The organism is Pseudomonas sp. H9, from assembly GCF_004353925.1.
GTDB lineage: Bacteria > Pseudomonadota > Gammaproteobacteria > Pseudomonadales > Pseudomonadaceae > Aquipseudomonas.
Window position 1 is genome coordinate 16,015 of the sequence record NZ_SMOK01000011.1, and the last position, 24,325, is coordinate 40,339.

Genomic DNA, 24,325 nt, shown 5'->3' on the forward strand with positions numbered 1-24,325 from the left:
CCATGCACTTGCTGCGGACCCAGCCCGGTGGCTTTGTACCGGACGACAGTATTGCCGACCTCGGCCAGACCCCCGCCGAGCTGGTCATTCTCTGCAGCGGTGACTCGCACCTGGCGCTGTTGGCCGAAACCGCCCAACAGTTGCCAGAAGACTACCCCAGCCTGCGTCTGGCCAACCCGATGCAGGTGCAAAACCATGCATCGGTCGACCTGTATGTCGATGAGGTGCTGCGCCATGCCAAGGTCATTCTGGTGTCGCTGCACGGCGGCGTCGGCTATTGGCGCTATGGTGTCGAGCAGTTGCTGGCGCTGGCTGCGCGCGGTGTACAGCTGATTCTGGTGCCAGGTGACGATCGCCCGGACCCGGAACTCAGCAGCCTCAGCACGGTGCCGGCAGCGCAGGCCGAGCGGCTCTGGCACTTTTTGCGCCAGGGCGGCAAAGCCAATGCCCTGAACCTGTTCAACTGCCTGGCCAATGAGTATTTGCAGCGCGATTACCCCTGGAGCCAGCCGCAACAACTGCCACGCACCACGGTGTATCACCCGCGCCACGCCAGCGCCGAGCTGGCTGACTGGTTCAGCGAATGGCAGGTGGATCAACCGGTGGTGCCGATCCTGTTCTACCGCTCGCACTTGCAGGCGGCGAACACGGCGTTTATCGACACCTTCTGCGAACGCCTGCAGGCTAGCGGGCTCAACCCGTTGCCGATTGCGGTGGCGAGCCTCAAGGAGGCAGGCTGCCTGAGCCAGGTCGAGGACTGGCTGGACGAAGTCGAGGCGGCGCTGATCATCAACACCACCGGTTTTGCGCAGTCCAGTCCGGAACAGCCACACTTGCGGCCGTTTCGTCGCGATATTCCGGTGTTGCAGGCGATTTGCGCCCAGGATAACCAGCCGGGATGGGAGGCGAGCGAGCAGGGCCTTGGCGCCCGCGACCTGGCCATGCATATCGTGCTGCCGGAGCTGGACGGGCGCATCATTAGCCGCCCCATCAGCTTCAAAGACCTGGCCTGGCGCAGTGAGCGCAGCCAGTCGGATGTGGTCTGCTACCGCCCGCACGCTGAACGCATGGACTTTGTCGCCGAACTGGCGCGGCGTTGGTGCGTACTGGCGCAACTGCCCAACCAGGATAAGCGTGTGGCCTTGATCCTTGCCAACTACCCGACCCGCGATGGCCGGATTGGCAACGGCGTTGGCCTGGACACCCCGGCAGCCGCCTTGAACATTCTTCGTGCCCTGCAAGCGCAGGGTTATCCGCTGAGTACCTTGCCCGACAGCGGCACGGCGTTGATTCAGGCCTTGCTCGGCGGTGTCAGTAACGACCTGGACAGTCTGGATCAGCGGCCTTGCCTGCAAAGCATGGCCATGGCGGACTACCGCGCGGCATTCGCCGCGTTGCCGCAGGCTAACCAGGACGCCGTCCGCGAACGCTGGGGCGAACCCGAGCAAGACCCGATGTTCCGCAACGGGCGCATGATGGTGGCCGGCCTGCGTTTTGGCCTGACCTTCGTTGGCATCCAGCCGGCGCGGGGCTACCAACTGGACCAAAGCGCGGTGTACCACGACCCTGATCTGGTGCCGCCCCATGGTTACCTGGCGTTCTATTTCTGGCTGCGCCATGGCTTTGCCGCCGACGCCCTGATTCATGTCGGCAAGCACGGTAACCTGGAGTGGCTTCCGGGCAAGGGCGTCGGCCTGTCGGCGGGTTGTTGGCCGGATGCGTTGATCGGTCCATTACCGAACATCTACCCGTTCATCGTCAATGACCCGGGTGAGGGCGCGCAAGCCAAGCGCCGAACCCAAGCGGTGATTATCGATCACCTGATGCCACCGTTGACCCGCGCCGAAACCTACGGCCCGTTGCGCCACCTCGAAGCCCTGGCCGACGAATACTACGAGGCGCAGTTGCTCGATCCACGCCGCGCCCGCGAGCTGCAACGGGACATTCTCGACCTGGTGCGCGACAACCACATCGACCGCGAGCTACAGCTGGAAGGTGAGCTGGATGACGCGGCGGTGTGGTTGCCGCGCCTGGACACTTACCTGTGTGACCTCAAAGAGTCGCAGATCCGTGATGGCCTGCACGTATTTGGCGAATCGCCTGGCGGGCGCCTGCGTGTTGATACCTTGTTGGCGTTGTTACGGGTCGAGCGCGGTGATGGCCGTGGCGCCAATGCCAGCCTGTTGCGGGCCTTGGCCAAGGCGATGGGCCTGGGCTTTGATCCGCTGGACTGTGACCTCGGCCAACCCTGGAGCGGCCCGCGCCCGGCATTGTTGCAGGCCCAGGATGAGGCGCTCTGGCGCACCACTGGTGATACCCGCGAACGTCTGGAAGGGTTGGCGAGCCGGTGCATCGAGCAGGCATTGGCGGGCACTGTCGCCTTACCGGACGACCCGGCCTGGGTCGATGTACATGCCGTACTGGCGGCTTTGCAGCACACCATTGCACCGCAACTCGACGCCTGCGGCCCTGCAGAACTGCAGGGCTTGTTGGCCGCCTTGCAAGGGCGCTTTGTGCCCGCAGGCCCCAGTGGTGCGCCCAGCCGGGGACGCTTGGACGTACTGCCCACCGGGCGTAACTTCTATACCGTGGACGTGCGCAACCTGCCCACCACCACCGCATGGCGCATCGGCTTTGCCTCGGCCAACCTGATTCTTGAACGCCACTTGCAAGAGCATGGCGATCACTTACGCCAGCTCGGCTTGTCGGTGTGGGGTACGGCCACCATGCGTACCGGTGGCGATGACATTGCCCAGGCCATGGCCCTGCTGGGTGTGCGCCCGGTGTGGGCGAGTGGCAGCCAGCGCGTCGACGACTTTGAAATCCTGCCTTTGAGCGTGCTCGACCGGCCACGGGTGGACGTGACGCTGCGTGTGTCAGGGTTCTTCCGCGATGCGTTCGGCAACCTGATCAAACTGTTCGATGCGGCCGTACAGGCGGTGGCTGCGCTCGACGAAGCGCAAGAGCTCAACCCGCTCGCAGCCAGGGTACGCCGCGAACGTGCCGAGCTGGAGGGCCAGGGCGTGAGCGCCGAGCAAGCGGCGCGACAAGCCGGTTGGCGGATTTTCGGTGCCAAACCTGGGGCGTATGGCGCAGGCGTACAGAACGCCATCGACGGGCAACTGTGGAACCAACGCAAAGACCTCGCAGAGGTCTACCTCAACCATGGCGGCTACGCCTACGGCGCAGCAGATGACGGCACACCGGCACGGGCTGACTTTGCCCGGCGTCTGCGCCATGTCCAGGCGGTGGTACAGAACCAGGACAATCACGAGCACGACCTGCTCGACTCCAACGACTACTACCAGTTCCAGGGCGGCATGCTGGCCGCCGTCGAAAGCCTTGGCGGCCAGCGCGTCGCCAGTTACCACGGCGACCACAGCCAGCCAGATCGCCCGCGCATTCGTACCCTCAAAGAGGAACTGAACCGGGTCATCCGCGCCCGTGCGCTTAACCCGAAGTGGATCGACGGCGTCAAACGCCATGGCTACAAAGGTGCCTTTGAGCTGGCCGCGACGGTCGATAACCTGTTCGCCTTCGATGCCACCACTGAGTTGATCGACGATCACCATTACCAGGCGCTGGCCGAGGCCTACGTGCTCGACAGTGAAACCCGCGCATTCATGCAACAGCACAACCCGCAAGCCCTGCGCGACATTACCGAACGCCTGCTCGAAGCCCAGCAACGCGGCCTGTGGGAAGCACCGGGGGACTATCGTGAAGCCCTCGAGGAGCAACTGCTGGACAGCGAAGAAGAGACCTGAGATGACCGAACCTGCACATTTCCCCCTGTCTGCCGTGGTTGGCGCTGAGCAACTGAAGCTTGCCCTGTGCCTGACTGCCATTGACCCGAAGATCGGCGGGGTGTTGATCGAAGGCCCGCGTGGCATGGCAAAAAGCACCTTGGCGCGCGGCCTGGCCGATCTGCTCGATGAAGGGCCGTTCGTCACGTTGCCGCTGGGGGCCAGTGAAGAGCGCCTGGTCGGCACCCTGGATCTGGATGCGGCGTTGGGGCAGGGCAAAGCGCAGTTTTCTCCCGGCGTCCTGGCCAAAGCCGACGGCGGTGTGCTGTATGTCGATGAAGTCAACCTGCTGGCCGACCATCTGGTCGACGTGCTGCTCGACGTTGCCGCCAGCGGTACTAACCGGATTGAGCGGGACGGCATCTCACACCGCCACAGTGCGCGGTTTGTGCTGATTGGCACGATGAACCCGGAAGAAGGTGAGCTGCGCCCGCAGTTGTTAGATCGCTTCGGCCTGAACGTGGCGCTGGACGGTCAGCCGGAGCCGGCTGCCCGTGGCCAGATCATTCGCCGCCGCCTGGACTTCGACAGTGACCCCGAGGCGTTCTGCGCGCAGTGGGCCACGGCCCAGGCGCAATTGCGTGAGCGTTGCCAGGCTGCCCGCGAGCAATTGTCGAGCATTGCCCTGGACGATCAGGCGCTGGCGCAAATCACCGAGCGTTGTTTCGCTGCCGGTGTCGATGGCGTGCGTGCTGATTTGGTCTGGCTACGCGCTGCCCGTGCCCACGCAGCCTGGCGCGGCGGCGGGCAGATCGAGACACAGGATATAGACGCAGTGGCCGAGTTCGCCCTGCGCCATCGGCGTCGGCAAGCACCGACCCCCGCGCCACAAAGCCCGGCCTCCGAACCTCAAGGTGCTGAGGCCGAAAATCCTCGGCAAGGGCAGTGCGCCTGGGGCGAAATGCCCCCGCAAGCCGTGGTGACCGGGGCCCGGCGAGAGGTGCCGAACTGGGCAAAAAAGCCCTGAGCATCTGTCGACACCACGCGGCGGATGCCAGGCCCAGACCCGGGGTCATCAAACAAGGACTGCGCGGGCGCACGCGCGACGCGGCACAGGGGCAGGTGGCGTGGCCAGCAACCTTGCTCAAAGGGCGTCCGCGACAGCGCCGTGACCTGTGCTGGCAGCAGCGTACGGCCAGCGCCCATGAGCTGTGGTTGGTGATTGTCGATGCGTCGGCCTCGACCCGACGTTACCAGGCGTTGAGCCATGCCAAGGGCCTGCTTGCCGGGCTCTTCGATCAGGCCTACCGCCAGCGCGCACGTCTGGCCCTGCTGACCGCCAGTGGTGCCACCCCACGCTGGCAGCGCCACGGTTTGAAAGCCTCGGCCGCGCTGCAGCCTTGGCTCGATGGCCTCGGTGCCGGTGGCGGCACGCCGTTATTGGCTGCGATCGAAGAAGCGCGGTGCTGGCTGCTGGCCCGTCAACGCCAGCACCCTCACGAACAGCAGCGCTGTTTGGTGTTGACCGACGGTCGGCTCAAGGCCTGGGCGCCGTTGCAACCGTTGCCGTGCCACAGCGTAGTGGTGGACATGGAGCGCTCGCCGGTACGCCTTGGGCGCGCGAAAATATTGGCGCAGCAGTTACACGCCGACTATCGGTCGCTGGAAAGTTTCAAAATTCTGGAATAAATAAAGGCACATACCGAACCGTATGCAGGCGCACTTGCGACGAACTGTCGCAGTGTAACTTTTGTAACAACTAACATATTGACCGCGCATCGCGTAGATGCGCAGCCAATATAACGCGGATATCGGTGCTGATTATTCCGGCATCGACCAGGGTTGCAGATGGCAACCTTGTTTTTTCAATTCAGCACGCATTTCTTCAATCAGGCTGGCCAGTTGCGTCGGGTCCGAGTAGGTGCTGCTCGGAACCTGTTTGCTGCCAATGCGGGTGCTGGTCCGGTCGATCACTGCCAGGCTCAGTTCACCTGTACCGTTAGGCGAATCCCAAGCAACACACTGGAAGGGTTCGAAGGCGTGGTCGGCAATCAGCAGTGCTTCGTTGACACGGAGCGGGGCGTTCATGGGTTCGGTCTCTCTGTGGGCCCAAACAAGATAATTAACAACCGCGTTGGCGGTGAGTTACTTGTACTGATGCACGCAGTAGTGGGTGGAGTCACAACCGATTTTGAATTTTTTTAATTATTTGCAAAAAACATGATCTGAGTGTGCAGCGGCAGACGTTGAAAGTTCAGAAAGATTCCCGGGGTCGCCTGCCTTTTGACGCTTTACGGACAAACGGTAGTGGGCGGCTGACACATCGTTGCTACTGTTACAAACGGGCCTGCCAACGTGCTGTTTCTATTTAATATTCCGACAATTGGCGCCAAGGAAAGGTCATGCTAGAGCCTGCTTCCAATCGCCGTCTGCTGATCGTCGACCCTTGCGATGATTGCCACCGTTTATTGCCGGGCTTGCGCAATGTCGGCTGGGATGTCCACAGCTGTACATTGTCCTCGGCCCTTGAGCATCCCTGTGATGTCGGCTTGCTACGCCTGCAGGCGTCGCACCTCAAGCGACCGGATGCCGTCAAAGACCTGATCACCCGCAGCAAAACCGAGTGGATTGCGGTACTCAGTGCCGATGAATTGCGCATGCAGAATGTCGGTGATTTTGTCTGTGAATGGTTTTTTGACTTCCACACCTTGCCGTTCGACGTCTCACGGGTGCAGGTCACCATTGGCCGGGCCTTTGGCATGGCGCGCCTGCGGGGTAAAGGCAATGTTCACGTCGAAGAACTCGAGCACGAGCTACTGGGCGACAGCCGGCCCATTCGCGAGTTGCGCAAATTGCTCAGCAAACTGGCACCCACTGAATCGCCGGTGCTGATCCGCGGCGAAAGCGGCACCGGTAAAGAGCTGGTCGCGCGCACCCTGCATCGCCAGTCACAGCGCCACGACAAGCCTTTTGTGGCGATCAACTGCGGGGCGATTCCTGAACACTTGATTCAGTCCGAGTTGTTCGGCCATGAAAAGGGCGCGTTCACCGGGGCTCATCAGCGCAAGATCGGCCGTATCGAAGCGGCCAATGGCGGAACACTGTTTCTTGACGAAATTGGCGACCTGCCCCTGGAGTTGCAAGCCAACCTGCTGCGTTTTCTTCAGGAGAAGCACATCGAGCGGGTCGGTGGCAGCCAGCCGATCGACGTTGATGTGCGGGTGCTGGCGGCGACCCATGTCGACCTGGAAAAGGCTATTGGCGACGGGCGTTTTCGTGAAGACTTGTATTACCGGCTCAACGTTTTGCAAGTGGTGACTGCGCCGTTGCGTGACCGGCATGGCGATCTGTCGATGCTGGCTAACCATTTTGCGCACTTCTACAGCCTGGAAACCGGGCGGCGTCCGCGCAGTTTCAGTGAAGATGCGCTGGTAGCGATGGGCAAGCACGACTGGCCCGGTAATGTGCGTGAACTGGCCAACCGGGTGAGGCGCGGCCTGGTGTTGGCTGAAGGGCGCCAGATCGAGGCGCAGGATCTGGGCTTGCTGCCCCAGCATGCCTTTGCGGCGAGCATGGGCACCCTTGAAGACTACAAACACCTCGCGGAGCGTCAGGCGTTGTGTGATGTCCTCACCCGGCACAGTGACAACCTGAGTATTGCCGCCAAGGTGTTGGGGATCTCCCGGCCTACGTTCTATCGGCTGTTACATAAGCATCAGATTCGTTAGTTCGCGGGGCAAGCCCGCTCCCACAGTAATCCACTGTGGGAGCGGGCTTGCCCCGCGATCGTACGGTCAGAAGTAGTACGGGAATTTCAGGCTAAAGGAGAAGTCGGGCGCGTCGTCGGTCAGGCCAATCGCCAGGTTCGGCACGATGGTCAGGTTGTCGGTGGCCGCCAGGGTCATGCCAATGTTGAAGTTGGCCGCGTTGTAGTCGCTGCTGGGCACATCTTGCCAGTCGCCACCGTCCGGCTTGATCTTGCTCTTGCTGGCAAACTGGTCGGAGAACGAGAACGACATACTCATCTTCTCATTCAGGGCGAAGGCGATACCTACGCCGATCTGCCAGGAGTCACCGAGTTTCACGTCACCCGGCACCTTGGTGTTGATGGTCGGGCTGATGTCGCTGAACGAATCTTCCATGTTGTAGGTGTACGACAGGCTGCCGAACAACACGGCAGGGTCATAAGTCTTGACCAGCGAAACACCCGGTGTGATGGCCCAGACGCCGTTGCCGGTCGGGAGGTCTTCAGGCACCGAGAGGTTGTCGTTGGTGGGGTCGTTGACCAGTTTGATGCCATACGGATCATCGCCGGTAGGCGCTTTGACCCGCAGTGTGAACACCGCATCTGGCCAGTTTTCCGATTCATCGAGGAATTTGTACGCCACGCCGACGTTGACGTCGCCGATGGTCGGGTCGCGGGTGACGGTGGCGTCAGAGGTCACCGGGCCGGCACCGCCAGCGCCGCCAGACGAGTAGGTCGACTCGCGGTACACCACTGGAACGTTGATGTCGAACTGCCAACGCTGGTCGAGGTTATAGCGGGCAGTCAGGTCCAGGGTCCAGTTGTCAGCCTTGATCCGGTCAAGGTTGATGTTGCCGAGGAAAATCGAGTCCAGCGCCAGGAAACCGTTGAGGACCAGGGCGCGGGTGTCATAGTGGGTGTAGGTCAGGCCAGTCTCGACGCTGAACTTGCCGCCGCCAAAGAACCCACTGGCCTCGTCATACAGGTTGGACACGCTTTGCGCTGGCTCTGAATCTTCCTTGAGCGACTGGCCATAGGAGCTGCCTGAAGTGCCAGGTGCACCGGCAGCCACGGTCTGAGCCCCCCTGGTCTGGTCTGCAGGGGATCGGGTCAGGCGTTTGGGAGGCGGTGCAGCGGGTGATTCCTCGACTTGGCGTACACGTTGCTCAAGCACCATCAGCGCTTGCTGTTGTGCCTGGTAACGCTGTTTCAACTCCATCAGTTCTTGTTTTAGTGCCTCGACCTGGGGGTCCGGTGCTGCGTAGAGCATTGTCGCCGGGGCCAGGCTAGTCAAACAGACAATAGCTCTGAGCGATAACAAACCGTGCATGGGTTAGCCGTCCCTTCTAACTGCATTTGATGAGACTGAGCGTAGATCAGAATCCGAGAGTGCGAAGACCTTTGAGCTGGTCAAGGTTTCCGCTCACAGCTCCGGCGCTCGCTACGTTGTCACGCAGGACGACGTTAAGCGACGTGAAGTTTCTGACCTGGTTGCCACCGCCGAGCAATGTGGTGTTCTGCATCAAGCCACCTTGAGCCAGGCGCTGCATGGTTGCACCCTGGTTGTTGTTGGCGATGATGTTGAGCTGCACGCCATTGCCGGTCGAAGACACACTCAGCGCGCCTGCACCATTGGTGCCTGTCATCGCTGTGCCTGCGGTTAACGGTTTACCCTGCTGTTGCGTGGCCGGCGCCTGGTTGGCCTTGGTAACGCTGATATCGACCTTGTTGTAAGCGGTGTTGTTATCACCGGCCGCCCGCACGATCTGCGTGACACCTTCGGTGCTGTTGAGACCACTGCCGCCGGTGACGGTACCGGTGCCGGGGCCTTGTGGCCGCGACGAGCCGTTGCCTTTCTCGTTGATCATCGACACATAGAATTGCGGTTTGATGGTCGATTGCTGGATCTGCATCGACGACCTCGCGCCGATCACATCACCGTTGGCGTTCTGCCAGGTGCTGGTCATTACCACGCCAAAACTGATGATGCGTCCCGGCATGACGAAGCGCCCGCGCAAATTCGCCATTTCATGGTCTTTCAATTCGATGGGTTTGAATATTTCTGCCTGGGTCGGCAGGCTGACGGTCAGGCAAGCGATGACCAGCCAGGTTGGAGTCTTCATGGGATGCTCCCGGAGCGTCGTGCTCCTTGTCATTAGAAGAAGTCGCTTTGAATGAAACCGAAATCCATCAGCTGTGCGTCCTGCACCGGGGTGAAGTTGTTGATGCGGTCTTTGGCCGTCAGTGGCATCGGTGGGTCGAGCAAGGCGTTGGTCTTGTCGTACCCCTTGCCGATCACGGCGAAGATGATGCCGTTCCAGCCTTTGACGAAATCGTCGACGGTGTAGCGTTTATGGCCCAGCACCGGGTCGCCGATGTACACCCAGCCGTTGTGCACTTTCTGCAAGACAACAAAATGCTTGTAGCCACGGATATCCATGAGCACTACCACTGGAATCTGGATGCTCTTCAAGGTGTCGGGTTGTACCCGGTAACCGCGGGCGCGCATGCCCAGGCTTTCTACATAGCGTTTCATGTCGAGCATCGAGAAGCCCTGGACACGGACCAGGTCCTGGTCGGAGTGGGCGAGCATGCCTTCGATGATCTGTGCTTCATCCACGTCCAGCCAATAGGCCTGGCGCAAGATGGTTGCCAGCGCTGCGGCGCCGCAACTGAAATCGGTTTTCTGTTGCACCAGGTCGACAAACTTGCGCTCGCGTACGCTCTGGATGGGTTTGAAAATCACCGCACCCCCCGGCAAGACGGAAAGCGGCATCTGGGCCGCCTCGCTCACACTGGCTACGCAAAGGAGAAACGCCAAGGCGATAATGCGCATAGTCGGAACGCCTACTGGTTTGGTTGAGAAAAGGCCCCCCGAAGGGGGCCTCCAGGCAACAACAATCAGAACGATTGGTTGGAAATGGCCAGCGAGTTGCTTTGCTGGTTGCCTACACCAGCAGCCACGTTCACGCCCAGGTTGCCACTGTTGCCGTTGACCGAACCATTGAGGGTTGCGGTGTTGGTCACAGGGTTGGCCCAGCCGGTTGGGGTCAGCACTTGATAAGAGTAGGAGTTACTCAAATCATAGGAGCTGGTTTCGAGGAAGTGTTTCTCGTTTTCGTACTCAGACTCAGACGATTTGTTGCCGTCTTTATGGAACGTGGTTTCGAAGGATTTCTCGAAGTTGGAGTTGAACTCTTTATCCCACGAAGAGTGCGACTCTTTGTTCCAGGTTTTTTCGACTTCGACGTTCAGCGTTGCGTTCAGGTTGGCCTCGAACTCACTGCTGCTAGAGCCTTCGTGGCGACGACCATAGTCCCACTCAGCGCTCTTGTCACCATCCACATGAGCTTCCAGCGTGGCAAACAGAGTGGCGCCTTTGGAGCCGCCGGATTCATGGTTTTTGCTGCCGTTGGCATCAAAGTGGCTATTGCCGTTTGCCGTCCAGCTGCTGTTGCCATTGATCTCAAATTGCGAGGACTTGCTCTGGCTGCCGCTGGCTTCGGTGTCTTTCTGGTACCGGGTACTGCCGGTGGCAGTTTTGGTCACGGTCAGAGTATCTACACGATAGGTCCGGTCAGCATCGTTGATCACCGTCAGGCCTGGGCCGTCCTGGTCGGCGCTGGCGGTGGCGGTGGCGTTGCCCAGTGGTGCATTGGTGTTGGCAATGGCCATGGTGTTTTTCTGCTGGTTCAGGTCGCCACCAGCAATGTTGATGCCCATGTTGCCGCTGCCTTCACTGCCCGATCCGTTCATGATCGCAGAGTTGGTGCTGCCGTTGTTGTAGACTTTGTTGTTGTTACTGTATTGCGTGACTTTAGCGGTGGCTTCGGAAGTGCCGAAGACGAAGCTGTTGTCGATCGCGCTGGAGTCAGAGCCCGCGTTGGCAATGGCCGCCGCGTTGTCTTGTTGGTTGCCAGCACCTGCCGCCACGTTGACACCCACGTTACCGCTGGTGCCGGTGGCAGATTCGTTCATTTCGGCTTCGTTTATTGTGCCGTTGTTGACGATTTTGTTGTTGGTGCTGCTTTGCTTGTCGTGAGCCTTAGCAGTGGCGTCGACATAGAACGCTTTAGGTGGAGGAGTGTGGTTGCCATGGTGATGGCCATTACCACGCCGGTCGTTGTTTTCAGCTTGTACAGCAACAGCCATGATCGCAGCAATTGCGAAAACCAGAGGCTTGAGTGCCATCGAGGGTTTCATGGTGATTCTCCGTACTTTATTTTAGGTTAAGTGTTGTTTCTGTTTTTTGGGTCAATCCGCGACCCGTACGCTCAGGGTGTTGGCCGTTCGGTTTCCCACCCCGGCGCTCTGATTCAACTGGATCACCCCACGGCTACCGGTGAAGGCCCGGTCACTGGTAGTGACCTGGCGATAGCCGGGAGTAGAGTCAGTTGGATCGGAGCTGTTGAGCAGCGCCACGTTCTGCTGCATGAGGACGCTGTCGTCGATACTTTGTGGTTGCGCACTGAGGGTGATGCGCAGTGCATTGGCTTGCTGGTTGGCGGCGCCTGCACTCTGGTTTACGCCCAATGCACCACTGCCGTTGCTGAAGGCGTCGCCCTGGATGCCGGACTTGGCTGCCATATTGGGATCGACGACGGTGTGCAGGCGTTGGCGAATGTGCGTCGTTGCGCTGGCGTTATGCCCAACGGCGATGGCGCGGGCGTTGACCTGTTGCTGCAGGTCGCCGGCGGCCTGATTGACCGCCATATTGCCTTGGTACTGCCTACCGGAACTGTCGATGTTGGCGTTATTGATGACGGGAACGGAACTGGTCACGGGGGGCTGGGCGAAGCTCGGTGCACTGCAAAACATCGCCAGAATCAGCAGTGTGTGCCTCATCTCACTTGCCTCCGGTCAGGATCTGCAGCGGCGCCAGGCCTTTCTGCACACTGGAGTTGACCATGTTGGAGATGCCGTTGTCGCCGCCGCTGCCGCGTCCACCGGCAAGGTTGGGCAATTGGGTCTGGTTACTGATGTTGGCGCCGAGGTTGTTGGTCTGTTGGGTGACCATGGAACTGATACCGGAGCCGCTGCTGATACCGGCGAAGTCGCCATCGCTCAATTCGTTGGTCTGTTTGAGGATTTGCGCGGACGGGTTGGTATTGACGGTGACCGGATTGGGGTCTGGCATGAGCGGCGGGCGCATGGCGTTGCGCGGTTGCACGTCGCGGGTGATCACGACGATCCCGTTCTCGGCCTGAACAGGCAAGATGGCGCTCGTTCCTAAAGCACATCCGACCAGCAGGAGGCGATAAATGCCTTTATCAAATTTCCTCACGGTGGCGCTTCCTTCTTCGGTTCGCTGGCCTTGTCAGCGTTGCGAGGAGAAGAGCAGAAGCTGTGCCGCTTTTGGTTATTGCCAATAGATCAAAGGCTTGGCGAATAAAGTTCAGCGTCGAGTGGTTTTGTTGTATCAGCGTTGAGACAGTTTTTTGCCCATTTCGCGCGCCGTGTGCCGCTAGCCTTGCTCGAAAGGCATTTGCGCAGGGTGTATCACGGTCTTAACAGCGCCCCCGACTTTGGGGATGGAGGCCCAAATCAGGGGGCTTTAACGGGGTGAGGTGTTTCAGCGAATTAACAATCGGTGGGCGAGCGTTGGTCGTCGATCAGATGCTGTACCGCACTCAAGGCCGCCACACTGCGCTCTGCCCAGTCACCACTGATGACTTTAACCGGTTGCTGATGGCGTTGTAACCAATCAAGGCTGTCAGTGAAAAAAGCCTGACGCTGCTGCAGTGCGGGCTGGCATCGCTGACCATCGCCAACCCAGTCGACCCCGTTGGGGTCGAGCAACAGGTGCAGGTGATAGTGGCGTTGCAGCAGTGCCTGTTCGATCCAGGCCGGGCAATCGCCGAACAGCACACGGCTCCAGAGCAGGTTGCTCAACAGGTGAGTATCAAGGATCAACAGCGCGGGCTGGCGGGCTCGCGCGGCGTCCTCCCAAGCCAGTTGGCCGCGGGCAATGGCCGGAATATCGGCGTAACAGGTATCCCGGCCTTGCTCATCGATAAAGTGACGCACATATTCGCCCACCAGCTCGCCACCGAAGTGCGCCTGGATCTGGCTGCCGAGCCAGCTCTTGCCGCTGGACTCCGGGCCGGTCAACACCAGGACTTTCATACGCTGGCCAACGCCGGGTCGCGGCGCCACTCGAACCAGCCCCGCACAGCGATCAGCGTCAGCACGGCGAAGAAGGCAGCGGTGAAGTACAACTGCTGATGCAGGTATTGGCCGACGTAAACCACATCGACCACCATCCACAGCAGCCAGCATTGCAAGCGCTTCTGCGCCATCCACAGTTGCGCAATCAGGCTGAAGCCGGTCAACGTGGCGTCCAGCCAGGGCAGGGCGGCATCCGTCCAGTAAGCCATGGGGGCACCGAGGGTGATGCTCAGCCCTAAACCTGCCGCCAGCCCGATGAGCACCGTTGGTGTACTTAGGCGTGAAACCTGACGCGCATCCTCGACACGGTCCGGGCGCTTCCACTGCCACCAGCCGTACAGCTGCAACACGGCGTAGGCGAACTGCAGGAGCATGCCCGAGTACAGCTTCACGGTGTAGAACAGCCAGGCGTAGATCAGCACCATCACCAGGCCGATTGGCCAGCACCAGGCATTCTGTTTGACGGTAAGCCACACGGCAGTAACGCCGAGCAGGGCGGCGATGAGTTCGAGGCCGGACATCGGCGTTCCTTGGCGCATTCAGGGGCGGGCGGCGATTGTACCTGTTGGAGTGGTTTCTGCCAGCACGGATAACAAGCTGATCCAACTGTTATTTTTGTCAGTTTCTGACCAGCAGGGTTACTGGCAAATTAGGACGCGTAATAGCCTGGAGATGCCCGCTATGGAACTGCGCCCTCATAAACAATTGTCAGTAGCCTTTATGTTCCTGCTAATGCAAACAACGGTTGCAGCGGCTGAAACCTGTGAACAAACACTGGAAAAAGTTGAGCGTTTATACAATAACCAGGTCAATGAGTGTAAAAGTGGCCCGGCATCGAACTGCTCAGGCTTGTTAATACGGGGTACGCACCGTGCCAAGAACGGCGAATACGATGTCTGGAACCCGAGCCCGACAGCAGAGAAATTGGGAACCATCGCCGCCTCCTGGATGCGTGCTGATGGCATCAGCTACGAAGACCCTGGCATGAACACGCAAAACGGCTACATCATCGCGCCGTTCGATCTGGTCAAAAAGCCGGAAGCCCCCGTCCATGTGTACTGTGCCTTTCCAAACGACGCTTGGACGGATTACCGGGATGACAATGGCTGCGGTGACAATAAAAACACCACTTCGACGAATGAGCCGGTCTGTCAAAGTATGAAACCGCCCATCGATAATGCACAAAAATGGGTGGCGAAATTCACTCAATACAATAACGACAGAGCACAAGATCAGCGCCAGTGTGGCTTCAACATGCGGCGCTCGGTCGGCGATCAGGGGCGAGTTGATGCGTTCCGTCACTTCATCGAAGCTCGCAGGGCAATCAACACGCGAGAGTTTCAAACCCAGACAGAGTTGCGCCTGGGCAACCCTGAAAAAGACAAACTGCCCATTCTGGCTTTCTTCTACAGCGATTCTCGTGGCTTGAAAGACGCGCAGCTTAACCAGCAAGACTATCTAAATAAAACGGGTAACCACCGCAATATCGTCAAGATCAACTTCCCGAAAACCCCGAATGGCAAGGCGACCTTTTCCTGCTCCAGCCCACCCTCCACCACGCCCGGCAAGCAGTTCTGTGACAAGTACATAGCCTCCAGCACCTGGGTACAGCGCGACGACCCGAAACTGGGGAAAGGTACCTGGACGCTTGAAGTCGTGCCCACCGCGTGTGGCCGCGCGATCCAAGACGACGAAACCGACCGGATGTTCGCCGAATTGTACAACAAGCACAAAGACGACAAGCAATGGCGCGATTACAGCATCAATGGCGGCTCCCTACGGCGGCAGCTGGTATGTCATCTCGCGGCGGTATTCGATGGCAAACCGGTTAGAGACAAACCCGAATGGAACCTGGAACCTGCTCGTCCTTATGTCGACTTCAAAACGTCGATTGACATGAAGTGCAATCCTTATTGACCTCGCAGGGCGCCCCAATGCCACGATAGCAATGGGGCGCCTGTCAGGCCGTCAGTAAGGGTTGCAACCGGCCTTTGCCGCTTGACTGTCGCTGACCACCGGCCGGAACGGCTCAATGTTCCATTGTGTCTTGGCCGGGTAGTTTTTGATCAGGCAGCCCAACTGTTGGCGCATGCTTGCGTTACTGGATTCAGTGATCCGCCATTGTGAGTCAGCACCGCGTAGCGCATACAATTCCTCATAGATTGCCTGCTGGTCAGTGGCCTGTCGGCCTTTGCCCCAGGCACTCGGGACTACGACCAAGGTCCACTCCTGACGGCGACTGCCAGGGTCTTGCCGTAGCGTCCAGTTCGCCGACTGGATATACGTCTGCGCGATTTCACCAGTTACTCCCAGGCTCACCGCTTGATCCTCGGCCAAATAGGCGAAACGGCGTTGTGCTGGTTGCTGGAAATCCATTCGCAGCACAGGCACCGCATAACCCTGCGCAAACAGTTTGCGTTGCAGGCTGCGTGCAACGGCCAAACCGTTGGCAGGCACCGGCGCTTTAGTGTCGCCACGGGTGCGGCCGACGAAAGTGGTATTGGGGTCATAGACCAGCGCGTCGATGTGCTGCTTGCGCGCGCTGCCATCGCCGGTATCGGTAGCGGTGCGAATCAGAAACTCGTTAAGCCATTCTTTGCCAATCCAGGATTCCCCCTGCTTGCCGGGGTTCTGGTGTACATCGATCATGGCGTCCCAGTCAGCGGGTTGCTCGGCATTCCATGAGCACTGGCCCTTTTGAATGCCGCTGCGGTATTTCGCCCGCCACTGTGCGCCAGTATCGACGTCGCTGATATCGCAACTGCCGAAGGCGAGGTCGCGGTTACGGTTGGCCGGGGTCGCGCTGGGCGTGGGCGCGGCGCCTGTCGGCAAGGGTTGGTTGTACAGGCCGCAGCCGTACCATTGGCGTTCAGTACCGGTGAAGCCATCAAAGCTGAAGATGCACAGGTAACCGGTTTCCATCACCGGCAGGTTCAGACGCCGGGCGTCTGCCGGCGTTCGCAGGATGAACCCTGCGGGGCGCACCAGCTTACTGATGCTTAAATCGCTGCGTATCCAGCTGAATGACGAGGCGCCCAGTTTTTTTGCAAACTCGCTGTAGTCCCAGAAATTGAAAGGGCCGTCGTCGACCATCCGCAAGGTCACGCCACTGCAGTAATGGTGGCCGCGCACCGCTCCGGTATCCGGTTCGGTGCACGGATGGTTCGCGGTGATCAGGGTGTTGTAGTTGCGATTGATCCGCTCCAGTGTTTGTTGCGGGTCAAGGGCACTGGTGATCTGTTGAGCTGCATGGGCTGATGATGCGCACAGTAACACTGCGCTAAGTAGGGTACGTCCTTGCATGGTAAAGCCTCCGTTGATGGGGAGGCTTTACCTTGTTACCAACACTGGTGCAGGGCTACTGGCAGAAATATCAGGTACTGGCCTACACCCGGAACTGCCGCAGCAATTGCTCCAATTGCGTGCTCAGCTGATTGAGCGCTTTGCCTGCCTTGCTCGAGTGCTGGGCGGCCAACGCCGTGTGCTGCGACAAGTCTGCCGTTTCGGTGACACTGCGGTTGATTTCTTCAACCACATGAGACTGTTGCAGGGTGGCACTGGCGATTGAGGCGTTGAGTGCGGTGAGGTTGTGCAGGGCCTGGCTGATGGCGTCGAGGCTGACGCCGGCTTGGTTGGCCTGTTCGATGGTTTGACGCGAAGCGGTGCTGCTGGCATCGATCGCTTTGACCGCCGCCTCGGATTGCCCCTGCAAATGCTCGATCATGCTCTGGATTTCGGCAGTCGATTGCTGGGTGCGCTGGGCCAACAGCCGCACTTCATCGGCGACCACGGCAAAGCCGCGGCCTTGCTCACCGGCACGGGCAGCTTCGATGGCGGCGTTCAGGGCCAGCAGGTTGGTTTGTTCGGCAATCGAACGGATCACCTCCAGTACGCTGCCGATGCGCGTGCTTTGGCTGGCCAGGGTCTGGATCACGCTGACCGCTTCGTCGATGGTGGCCGACAGTTGATCGATCTGCTGCAGACTGCCGTGGATGCTCTGTTGCCCCTGTTCGGCGCGCTGCTGTGCATCGCGCATTTCGCTGGAGGCCTGCTCGGCATTTTTTGCGACATCCTGCACTGCGTAGCTCACTTCATTGATAGCCGTGGCCACTTGTTCCATTTGCGCCGATTGTTGCTCGCTGTGCTGCTGGGCCTGGTTGGCGTTACTGCCGACATCCACAGCTGACTGGCCCAAGGCGTGAGCTGCACCCTGCAATTGCCCGATCACGCCCTGCAATTTTCCGGTAAAGCGGTTGAAGTGTTCGCCCAGTTGCGTCACCTCATCGCGGCCATGGGTGTCAAGGCGACGGGTCAGGTCGCTTTCGCCGCTGGCGATCATGGCCATGGCGTCCACCGCTTCCTGCAAGGGGCGGGCGATACTGCGGGCGATCAGCACCACCAGCAAGGTCATGACCAGGGCGATGCCTAGCCCCAGCAGTGAGGCGTCACGGACTTGACGCATAAACTCCTGCTGCATGTCATCGATATAAATGCCGGAGCCGATGACCCAGCCCCAGGGTTTGAACAATTGGATGTAGGAGGTCTTTTCCACCGGCTCGCTGGCACCGGGTTTGGGCCAGCGGTAGTCAATGCTGCCCGCGCCTTGCGCCTTGGCCAGCACCACCATTTCATTGAACAGGGCAAAGCCGTCTGGGTCGCGTATCGCCGAGAGGTCTTGGCCGTCGAGCTTGGGGTTGGCCGGATGCATGATCATCTTCGGCCCCAGGTCGTTGATCCAGAAGTAGTCGTCCTGGTCGTAGCGCAAGCCGCGTATCACGCTCAAGGCTTGCTGTTGAGCCGCTTCGCGACTGAGGTTGCCGGTGGCTTCCAGGCCCTGGTAGTAAGCGAGCACGCCAGCGGCTGCTTCCACCACGTGGCGGGTCTTTTCAGCCTTGGCCAGGTACAGGTCCCCGTGGATCTGCCTGAGCATCAACACCCCCAAGGCCAACAACATCATCACGGCCACCACCAGAATCAGCCACAAGCGGCGGCTGATCGACATATTGCGTAGAGTCTTCATGGAACGGTCACCCCGCATTCTTTTTATTGTCTTACGCATCCCAACATGGTTTTTCCCCTCCACCTACTCGACCAAGGCCTAAGTGCTTCACACGCCCCAGGTGTGCAGTGCCAAGCAGCAGCGTTTAATCGAGAGGTCTGTTAGGATTTCGGCCCGGTCGGGACAAACCTGAAGGGTGACTGAACTTTTCTGTTGGCATTACGACCAACTGTCGCGGTTGACGACCGGACATTCGTATCTGCTCTGGCTGATGAAAACTATAACGGGAGCATGCGCTGGCATCGCTCCGTGGGGGAATAATGGATCTTTGGACCGGCCTGCAGGCCGTCATTTTGGGTATTGTCGAAGGCTTGACCGAGTTCTTGCCGATTTCCAGCACCGGTCACCAGATCGTTGTCGCGGATCTGATCAACTTTGGTGGTGAGCGGGCGATGGCCTTCAACATCATCATTCAGCTGGGTGCGATTCTGGCGGTGGTCTGGGAATTTCGCCGAAAGATCTTCGACGTGGTGCTGGGCCTGCCCAAGCAGCGTCAGGCACAACGTTTCACCATTAACCTGCTGATCGCTTTTATGCCGGCGGTGGTATTGGGGGTGTTGTTTGCCGACCTGATCCATGAGTACCTGTTTAACCCGGTGACCGTGGCCGTGGCCCTGGTGGTCGGTGGCCTGATCATGCTGTGGGCCGAACGCCGCGAGCATGCCATCACCGTTGAACAGGTCGATGACATGCGCTGGACCGATGCCCTGAAAATCGGCTTCGCCCAGTGCCTGGCCATGGTGCCGGGGACGTCGCGTTCAGGCTCGACCATCATTGGCGGCTTGCTGTTTGGCTTGTCGCGCAAGGCCGCGACCGAATTCTCGTTCTTCCTGGCCATGCCGACGATGGTCGGTGCGGCGGTGTATTCGGGCTACAAGTACCGCGAGCTGTTCCAGCCTGGCGATTTTCCGGTGTTCGCCATCGGCTTTGTGGTGTCGTTCATCTTCGCGATGATTGCAGTACGTGGCTTGCTGCGTTTTATCGCCAACCATAGCTATGCCATGTTCGCCTGGTATCGCATTGTGTTTGGCCTGATCATCCTGGCGACCTGGCAGTTCGGCATTGTCGACTGGGCCACGGCACACGGTTAAGCCCATGAGCCGTCCACAGACTTCCACGCGCCGCACCACGGGTGCTGCTGGCACGGTCCAGCATCTGCGCAGCAAGCTGTTGCTGTTCATTGGCCTGTGTTTGATGCCACTGGGCGGGGCGCTGCACATGCTGCTCAGCGGGCAGTCCTGGCTGCCTGCTGTGGCCTATCCGCTGGCCAGCCTGGTGAGTATTGCGCTGTATTGGCGTGACAAGCAGCAGGCGCGCAGCCAAGGCTGGCGTACCCCGGAGAAGGTCCTGCATGGCATCGAACTGTGTGGCGGCTGGCCGGGGGCGTTGCTGGCCCAGCAGATGTTCCGGCACAAAACGCGCAAGCTGTCGTTCCAACTGAGCTTCTGGGTCATTGTCGGCCTGCATCAGGTGTTCTGGCTCGATTACCTATGGTTTGGCGGGCACTGGTTTTGACTAGGCTCTGTATGAAAAGCCTTGATACTCGGTGATGCTGCGTTGAAAACAGCCTCGGAATGCTCATTTACAACCCGTAAAGTCGAGCGCGACTCCGACCGTTCCTCGGCTGTTTTCGCCTTGCCTGACCTTCGTCTCAAAACTTTTCACACAGAGCCTAACAGTGGGGGCGGCGGTGCGGCGACCGATTTGCCCTGGGGGTATAGTGCTTAGCGAATAAAGCGCGGCGGTCAATTGACCGCCGCGCTCGGTTTCAGCGAACGCCTGCGTTGCGCAGGGCGGCCGGGGTGTAGTCGTTCATGCGTGCTTGTTTTCCATACAGCGTCGCATGCTTGGACTCATTGGTCATGGCCAGCACGTTGTAGCGGCCAGCGATCAGGTCGTAGATACCCTGCATGGCATAACCGGGCGCGCTGCGCTCGAAGTCGTTGACGGCATAGCCTTCAGCGACGCGCCAGAGTTGGCCACGGCCGTCGTAGTGATCGACTTCGGCCAGTTGCCAGGTGTCTTCATCGAAGTACATGTCACGCTTGGCGTAAACATGGCGCTGGCCAGGCTTGAGTGTGGCCTGCACATGCCAGACCCGGTGCAACTCGTAGCGGGTCAGGTCCTGGTTGATGTGCCCAGGCTTGATGATGTCGTCATATTTAAGGCTTGGCGACCACAGTTTGTAGTTGTTGTACGGGATGTACAGTTCCTTCTTGCCGACCAGTTTCCAGTCGTAGCGATCTGGCGCGCCGTTCATCAAGTCGGTGTTGTCAGCGGTACGCAGGCCATCGGCACCCGAGCCCGGGCCGTCGTAGGCGATCTGCGGTGCACGTCGTACCCGGCGCTGGCCAGCGTTGTAGACCCAGGCCAGGCGCGGTTCCTTGACCTGGTCGATGGTTTCATGGATCAGCACCACGTTGCCGGCCAGGCGCGACGGTGCGGTGATGCTTTGTTTATAGAAGTAGAAGATGTTTTCCGCCTGCTTGCTGTCGATCCCGTCCATGTACTGCGGATAGCTCAGCTCATCACTGTATTCGACAATCGAGTAGGAACCATTGACTTGCGGCGCCGCCTGCGCAGCCTGGCGGAACATGTTGCCGCCACGGTAGCGGTTGTTGTGGTTCCAGTAGACCTCTACGCCATTTTTGGGGATGGGGAAGGGGTAGTAGCGGGTCTCGGCAAAGTTACGCAAACCGTTGCCATCGTCGGTCAGCTCGGTCGCCAGCGCGCTTTTCTTCGCCAGAACGTAGATGTTTTCCGGTACGGCGGCGGTGCGTTGGGTTTTGTACACCGGGATTTTGTAGCTGTCCGGGTAGCGCTTGAACAACGCCAGCTGGCCTGGGGTCAGCTTGTCTTTGTATTGCTCGGCATTGGCAGCGGTAATGACGAACAGCGGTTTTTCGTCGGCAAACGGGTTGCCGAGAAAACCTTTGGCGTCCACGGCGGCAGCGCCCGGTTTGAGGCCGCCGGTCCAGGCCGGAATACTGCCGTCGGCATTGCCTTCCTTTTGTGCGCCCAAAGGCGTGAGGGTGGTGCCCAGTTGCTGGGCCTCCTGGGGTGAGACGGCGGCGATCACGCTGGTGGTCAACAACGACAATGCCAAAGCGCCGGTGCGCATCATGATGCGAGTATTCATGTTGTTATCTCCGCTCTGTTGTCAGAAGTTCACACCGAAGCTAAGCGCGACGTAGTCGCGGTCGACGTTGGTGTTGAAGTCGCCACCGAAGTAGTCGGTGTAACTGAGGCTGGTGGTGTAGGTGTTGAGGTAGTCGGCATCCAGGCCGATGCTGATGGCCTTGCTGCCTTCTTCGAAGTTCGGCCCGTAGCCGTCGACGTCGTGGGACCAGGCCAGGTTAGGCGACAGGTTGATCCCGGCGATCACGTTGGGGTAGTCGAGCTTGGCGCGCAGGCGGTAACCCCAGGAGTTGGTGGTGTAAAAGCCCTTGTCGTTGCATTGCTGCGCCGGGTTGCTGGCGCCCGGCGTGCCCACGCCGGTGCCCTGACAGGCGGCAAGGCCGGTGTTGCCTGGCAGAATGCCGGAGCCGTAGGCGGGGCTGCGGCCAAAACGCAGGTCGCTGCCGTCGCTGTCACCCAGGCCGTTGATACGGTTGTAACCCACTTCGCCGATCAGGGTCAGGCGGCTCGCACCCATCACCTGTTCGAAGAACTGCGTGGCCGTCATCTGCGCCTGAAGCACCGGCATACGCTTGTAGCCATTGATATCGGTGCCGGCCACGGCGGCCGATGGCGGTGCAATGAAGCCGCTGGTGATCAGTGGCGAGGTCGGGTTGTTGAGGGTGCCGTTGAGCAGGTCGGCAGTGTTGAGTTGCAGCGGCATGTTGGGGCGGTAGCTGACTTCGCCACCCAGCGACACACCGCTCAGGGTGGTCTGGAAGCTCAAACCGTACAGGCGGATGTCTTCCGGGTAGTCGATGAAGTAACGGCCGTTGCGTGGCACGTTCAATGCGCTGGGCGGATTGCCGGCCCCGGTGGTGCGCACGGTGCTGAGGTACGGTGAACGGCTGTGGTAGTTCATCGCATAGGCACCGAACTCGGTGTCGTTCAGCTCAGGCACGTACCAGCGCAAGGCGATCCCGTACTGGCCACTGTCGCCGGGCTCGTTGTCCTCCAGGCGCGGGATGTAGACGTTGGTGTTGGCGTTCGGTGGGCCAACGTTGTCGGACACTCCCGGCGGCAAGTCCAGGCCGGCAACCACCAGGCGGTCGTTACAGCCGCGAGGCACGCCGTCGTTACCGAAGAAGGTGCCGCAGTTATCGACGACCGAGTTGTCCCACTCCAACTGGTAGAACGCCTCGGCGGTAATGTTGTCGGTCAGCCCTTGCGACACGTAGAGCATGTTCACCGGAATCAAGCCTTCCTTGATCTCGGCACCCGGGCGGCGCAAGGCGGCGACGTCGATGGGGTTGATGCTGTTGATGGAGTTACCAATGAAGGTACTTTCACCCCAACTGACCACTTGCTTACCCAGGCGCACGTTGCCGGCCAGGTCGGCCACGGTGTAGTTGTGGTAGATGAAGGCGTCGAGGAACTCAGCACCCGACGACTTGGCCATGTCGTCACGGCCGCTGTCGTCGATGTCGTAGAACAGCCGGTGCTCGTCCTTGAGTTCGAAGTCGTACCAGTACTTGCCCCTGACGAACACGCCGCTGTCGCCGTACTTGAGCTCCAGGTCATGCACGCCTTTGAAAATCTTCGAGAAGGTTTCGCCTTTCTTGAAGTTCAGGCGACCGTCGTCGACAGTCCGCGAGGAGGAGGTGCCGCGCTTGCCCATGGAGTTGAAGTTGGAAATCAGAGACGGGTCGGCACTGCGCACGGCCCAACTGGCACCGATGGACAGCGATGAGTCGAACTGCCCCTCGATCTCGCCGATGGTGAAGTCAACAGCAGAAGCCGATTGGCTTGCACCGATAGCCACGGCAGCAGCCAGCAGACTTGGCTGAAATACTCCGCGCTTTTTTGTTGTTGTCATGCGGTTCTCCAGGTTCGGATGAAGTAGCGCTGCCATCCTAGGTGGCCGAACCGGGGTGATGAATTGCCTGATTGGATGATTCTGCGTATTACCCGAAAGCATTAGTCGCTGCCGGTGGGGGCGGGCTTGCTGTGGGCTTGCCCCGCGATAGCGATCTGTCAGTCACACCGCTTCGCGGGGCAAGCCCGCTCCCACAGGAAGGCATAGAATCTCGAATCACAAGCGTGGGCCAAGCCAAAGCACTCTCACTCGTGGGCTGCGAGCGCAAGGAAAATGCGCCAAGGTGGCGTTGATTGCCTGCATGCGGGTACTGATTGTGCGCTTGAATGCGATGCTCAAAAGCAGCTGGCTTGAATGTGCTTCGCTAGCAGCAGGGTACCTCTGGTGGGAGCGGGCTTGCCCCGCGATCGGCTGCGCAGCGGCCGTAAACACAGCTGTTAGCAAGGCAACTGATATACCGAGGCGACTGAATTGCTGCCGCTTCGCGCCAGATCGCAGGGCAAGCCAGCTCCCACCGGGAGGGGTGTCTGCTGCGTGAAAATACCTCGATTGGCGGATGGGGTATTTACCCCTCGCGCGCGAACATGGCGCATGACTTGAACCGCTTCAGGAGGTGC

General features: G+C 59.8%; 20 protein-coding genes and 1 pseudogene. 7 read left to right on the forward strand and 14 right to left on the reverse strand.

Translation table 11 applies throughout. The features are described from left to right. Positions 1-2: 2 nt before the first annotated feature. The 3 genes from cobN to E1573_RS08230 are packed head-to-tail and all read left to right on the forward strand — an operon-like array spanning position 3 to position 5,432. A complete protein-coding gene (cobN, locus tag E1573_RS08220) occupies positions 3-3,764 on the forward strand; it encodes a cobaltochelatase subunit CobN (protein ID WP_133212452.1) in 3,762 nt (1,253 codons plus the stop codon). 1 nt (position 3,765) lies between these two features. Then, positions 3,766-4,770, forward strand: coding sequence for an ATP-binding protein (locus E1573_RS08225; protein WP_133212454.1), 1,005 nt, complete (start codon positions 3,766-3,768; stop codon positions 4,768-4,770). Between the two features lie 59 nt (positions 4,771-4,829). After that, positions 4,830-5,432, forward strand: coding sequence for a VWA domain-containing protein (locus E1573_RS08230; RefSeq protein ID WP_256659510.1), 603 nt, complete (start codon positions 4,830-4,832; stop codon positions 5,430-5,432). A 132-nt stretch (positions 5,433-5,564) separates the two neighbouring features. On the opposite strand, the gene E1573_RS08235 is transcribed toward E1573_RS08230, so the two are convergent. Beyond that, positions 5,565-5,831 (reverse strand): hypothetical protein, encoded by a 267-nt coding sequence (locus tag E1573_RS08235; RefSeq protein WP_133212456.1) that lies wholly within the window; start codon positions 5,829-5,831, stop codon positions 5,565-5,567. A 314-nt stretch (positions 5,832-6,145) separates the two neighbouring features. On the opposite strand from E1573_RS08235, the gene E1573_RS08240 reads away from it, so the two are divergent. Then, complete coding sequence (locus E1573_RS08240) at positions 6,146-7,471, forward strand: sigma-54 dependent transcriptional regulator (protein WP_133212458.1); 1,326 nt, start codon at positions 6,146-6,148, stop codon at positions 7,469-7,471. Positions 7,472-7,537: 66 nt separating this feature from the next. Here the strand turns inward: E1573_RS08240 and E1573_RS08245 are convergent, their stop codons facing one another. From E1573_RS08245 to pnuC, 8 genes are all read right to left on the reverse strand, one after another. Further along, the gene (locus E1573_RS08245) at positions 7,538-8,818 is read right to left on the reverse strand and encodes a hypothetical protein (RefSeq protein WP_133212460.1); all 1,281 of its coding nucleotides are present in this window, start codon (positions 8,816-8,818) and stop codon (positions 7,538-7,540) included. 46 nt (positions 8,819-8,864) lie between these two features. After that, complete coding sequence (locus E1573_RS08250) at positions 8,865-9,611, reverse strand: hypothetical protein (RefSeq protein WP_133212462.1); 747 nt, start codon at positions 9,609-9,611, stop codon at positions 8,865-8,867. A gap of 32 nt (positions 9,612-9,643) precedes the next feature. Then, positions 9,644-10,324: a C39 family peptidase gene (locus E1573_RS08255; protein ID WP_133212464.1), complete on the reverse strand. Its 681-nt coding sequence runs from the start codon at positions 10,322-10,324 to the stop codon at positions 9,644-9,646. A 65-nt stretch (positions 10,325-10,389) separates the two neighbouring features. Then, positions 10,390-11,691, reverse strand: a complete 1,302-nt coding sequence (locus E1573_RS08260) for a heme utilization protein (RefSeq protein ID WP_133212466.1) — start codon at positions 11,689-11,691, stop codon at positions 10,390-10,392. A gap of 51 nt (positions 11,692-11,742) precedes the next feature. Then, on the reverse strand, positions 11,743-12,333 hold the full coding sequence (locus tag E1573_RS08265; RefSeq protein WP_133212468.1) for an adhesin: 591 nt from the start codon (positions 12,331-12,333) through the stop codon (positions 11,743-11,745). A gap of 1 nt (position 12,334) precedes the next feature. Beyond that, a complete protein-coding gene (locus E1573_RS08270) occupies positions 12,335-12,772 on the reverse strand; it encodes a hypothetical protein (protein ID WP_133212470.1) in 438 nt (145 codons plus the stop codon). Between the two features lie 296 nt (positions 12,773-13,068). Then, positions 13,069-13,614, reverse strand: coding sequence for an AAA family ATPase (locus tag E1573_RS08275; RefSeq protein ID WP_133212472.1), 546 nt, complete (start codon positions 13,612-13,614; stop codon positions 13,069-13,071). Further along, a complete protein-coding gene (gene pnuC, locus E1573_RS08280) occupies positions 13,611-14,177 on the reverse strand; it encodes a nicotinamide riboside transporter PnuC (RefSeq protein ID WP_133212474.1) in 567 nt (188 codons plus the stop codon). Before pnuC ends, E1573_RS08275 begins: the two co-directional genes overlap by 4 nt. Before the next feature lie 160 nt (positions 14,178-14,337). On the opposite strand from pnuC, the gene E1573_RS08285 reads away from it, so the two are divergent. Further along, a complete protein-coding gene (locus E1573_RS08285) occupies positions 14,338-15,573 on the forward strand; it encodes a DUF2599 domain-containing protein (protein WP_133213310.1) in 1,236 nt (411 codons plus the stop codon). A 51-nt stretch (positions 15,574-15,624) separates the two neighbouring features. Here E1573_RS08285 and E1573_RS08290 read toward each other — a convergent pair whose 3' ends face one another. The 3 genes and pseudogenes from E1573_RS08290 to E1573_RS27230 form a co-directional block, all read right to left on the reverse strand. Continuing rightward, positions 15,625-16,959 carry a DUF2599 domain-containing protein gene (locus E1573_RS08290; protein WP_133212476.1) on the reverse strand — a complete coding sequence of 445 codons (1,335 nt, stop codon included), beginning with the start codon at positions 16,957-16,959 and terminating at the stop codon, positions 15,625-15,627. Positions 16,960-17,041: 82 nt separating this feature from the next. Continuing rightward, positions 17,042-17,776, reverse strand: a complete 735-nt coding sequence (locus E1573_RS27225) for a methyl-accepting chemotaxis protein (RefSeq protein ID WP_371925150.1) — start codon at positions 17,774-17,776, stop codon at positions 17,042-17,044. Positions 17,777-17,899: 123 nt separating this feature from the next. After that, positions 17,900-18,715 (reverse strand): annotated as a pseudogene (locus E1573_RS27230) (cache domain-containing protein); the annotation flags it as partial. A gap of 260 nt (positions 18,716-18,975) precedes the next feature. On the opposite strand from E1573_RS27230, the gene E1573_RS08300 reads away from it, so the two are divergent. Beyond that, positions 18,976-19,806: an undecaprenyl-diphosphate phosphatase gene (locus E1573_RS08300; RefSeq protein ID WP_133212480.1), complete on the forward strand. Its 831-nt coding sequence runs from the start codon at positions 18,976-18,978 to the stop codon at positions 19,804-19,806. A 4-nt stretch (positions 19,807-19,810) separates the two neighbouring features. Further along, entirely contained in the window at positions 19,811-20,230 is a 420-nt protein-coding gene (locus E1573_RS08305) for a DUF1294 domain-containing protein (RefSeq protein WP_133212482.1), read from the forward strand. A 253-nt stretch (positions 20,231-20,483) separates the two neighbouring features. On the opposite strand, the gene E1573_RS08310 is transcribed toward E1573_RS08305, so the two are convergent. Both E1573_RS08310 and E1573_RS08315 read right to left on the reverse strand, forming a co-directional pair. Next, positions 20,484-21,854 (reverse strand): DUF1329 domain-containing protein, encoded by a 1,371-nt coding sequence (locus E1573_RS08310; protein WP_133212484.1) that lies wholly within the window; start codon positions 21,852-21,854, stop codon positions 20,484-20,486. Positions 21,855-21,875: 21 nt separating this feature from the next. Beyond that, complete coding sequence (locus E1573_RS08315; protein WP_133212486.1) at positions 21,876-23,708, reverse strand: DUF1302 domain-containing protein; 1,833 nt, start codon at positions 23,706-23,708, stop codon at positions 21,876-21,878. Positions 23,709-24,325: the final 617 nt, after the last annotated feature.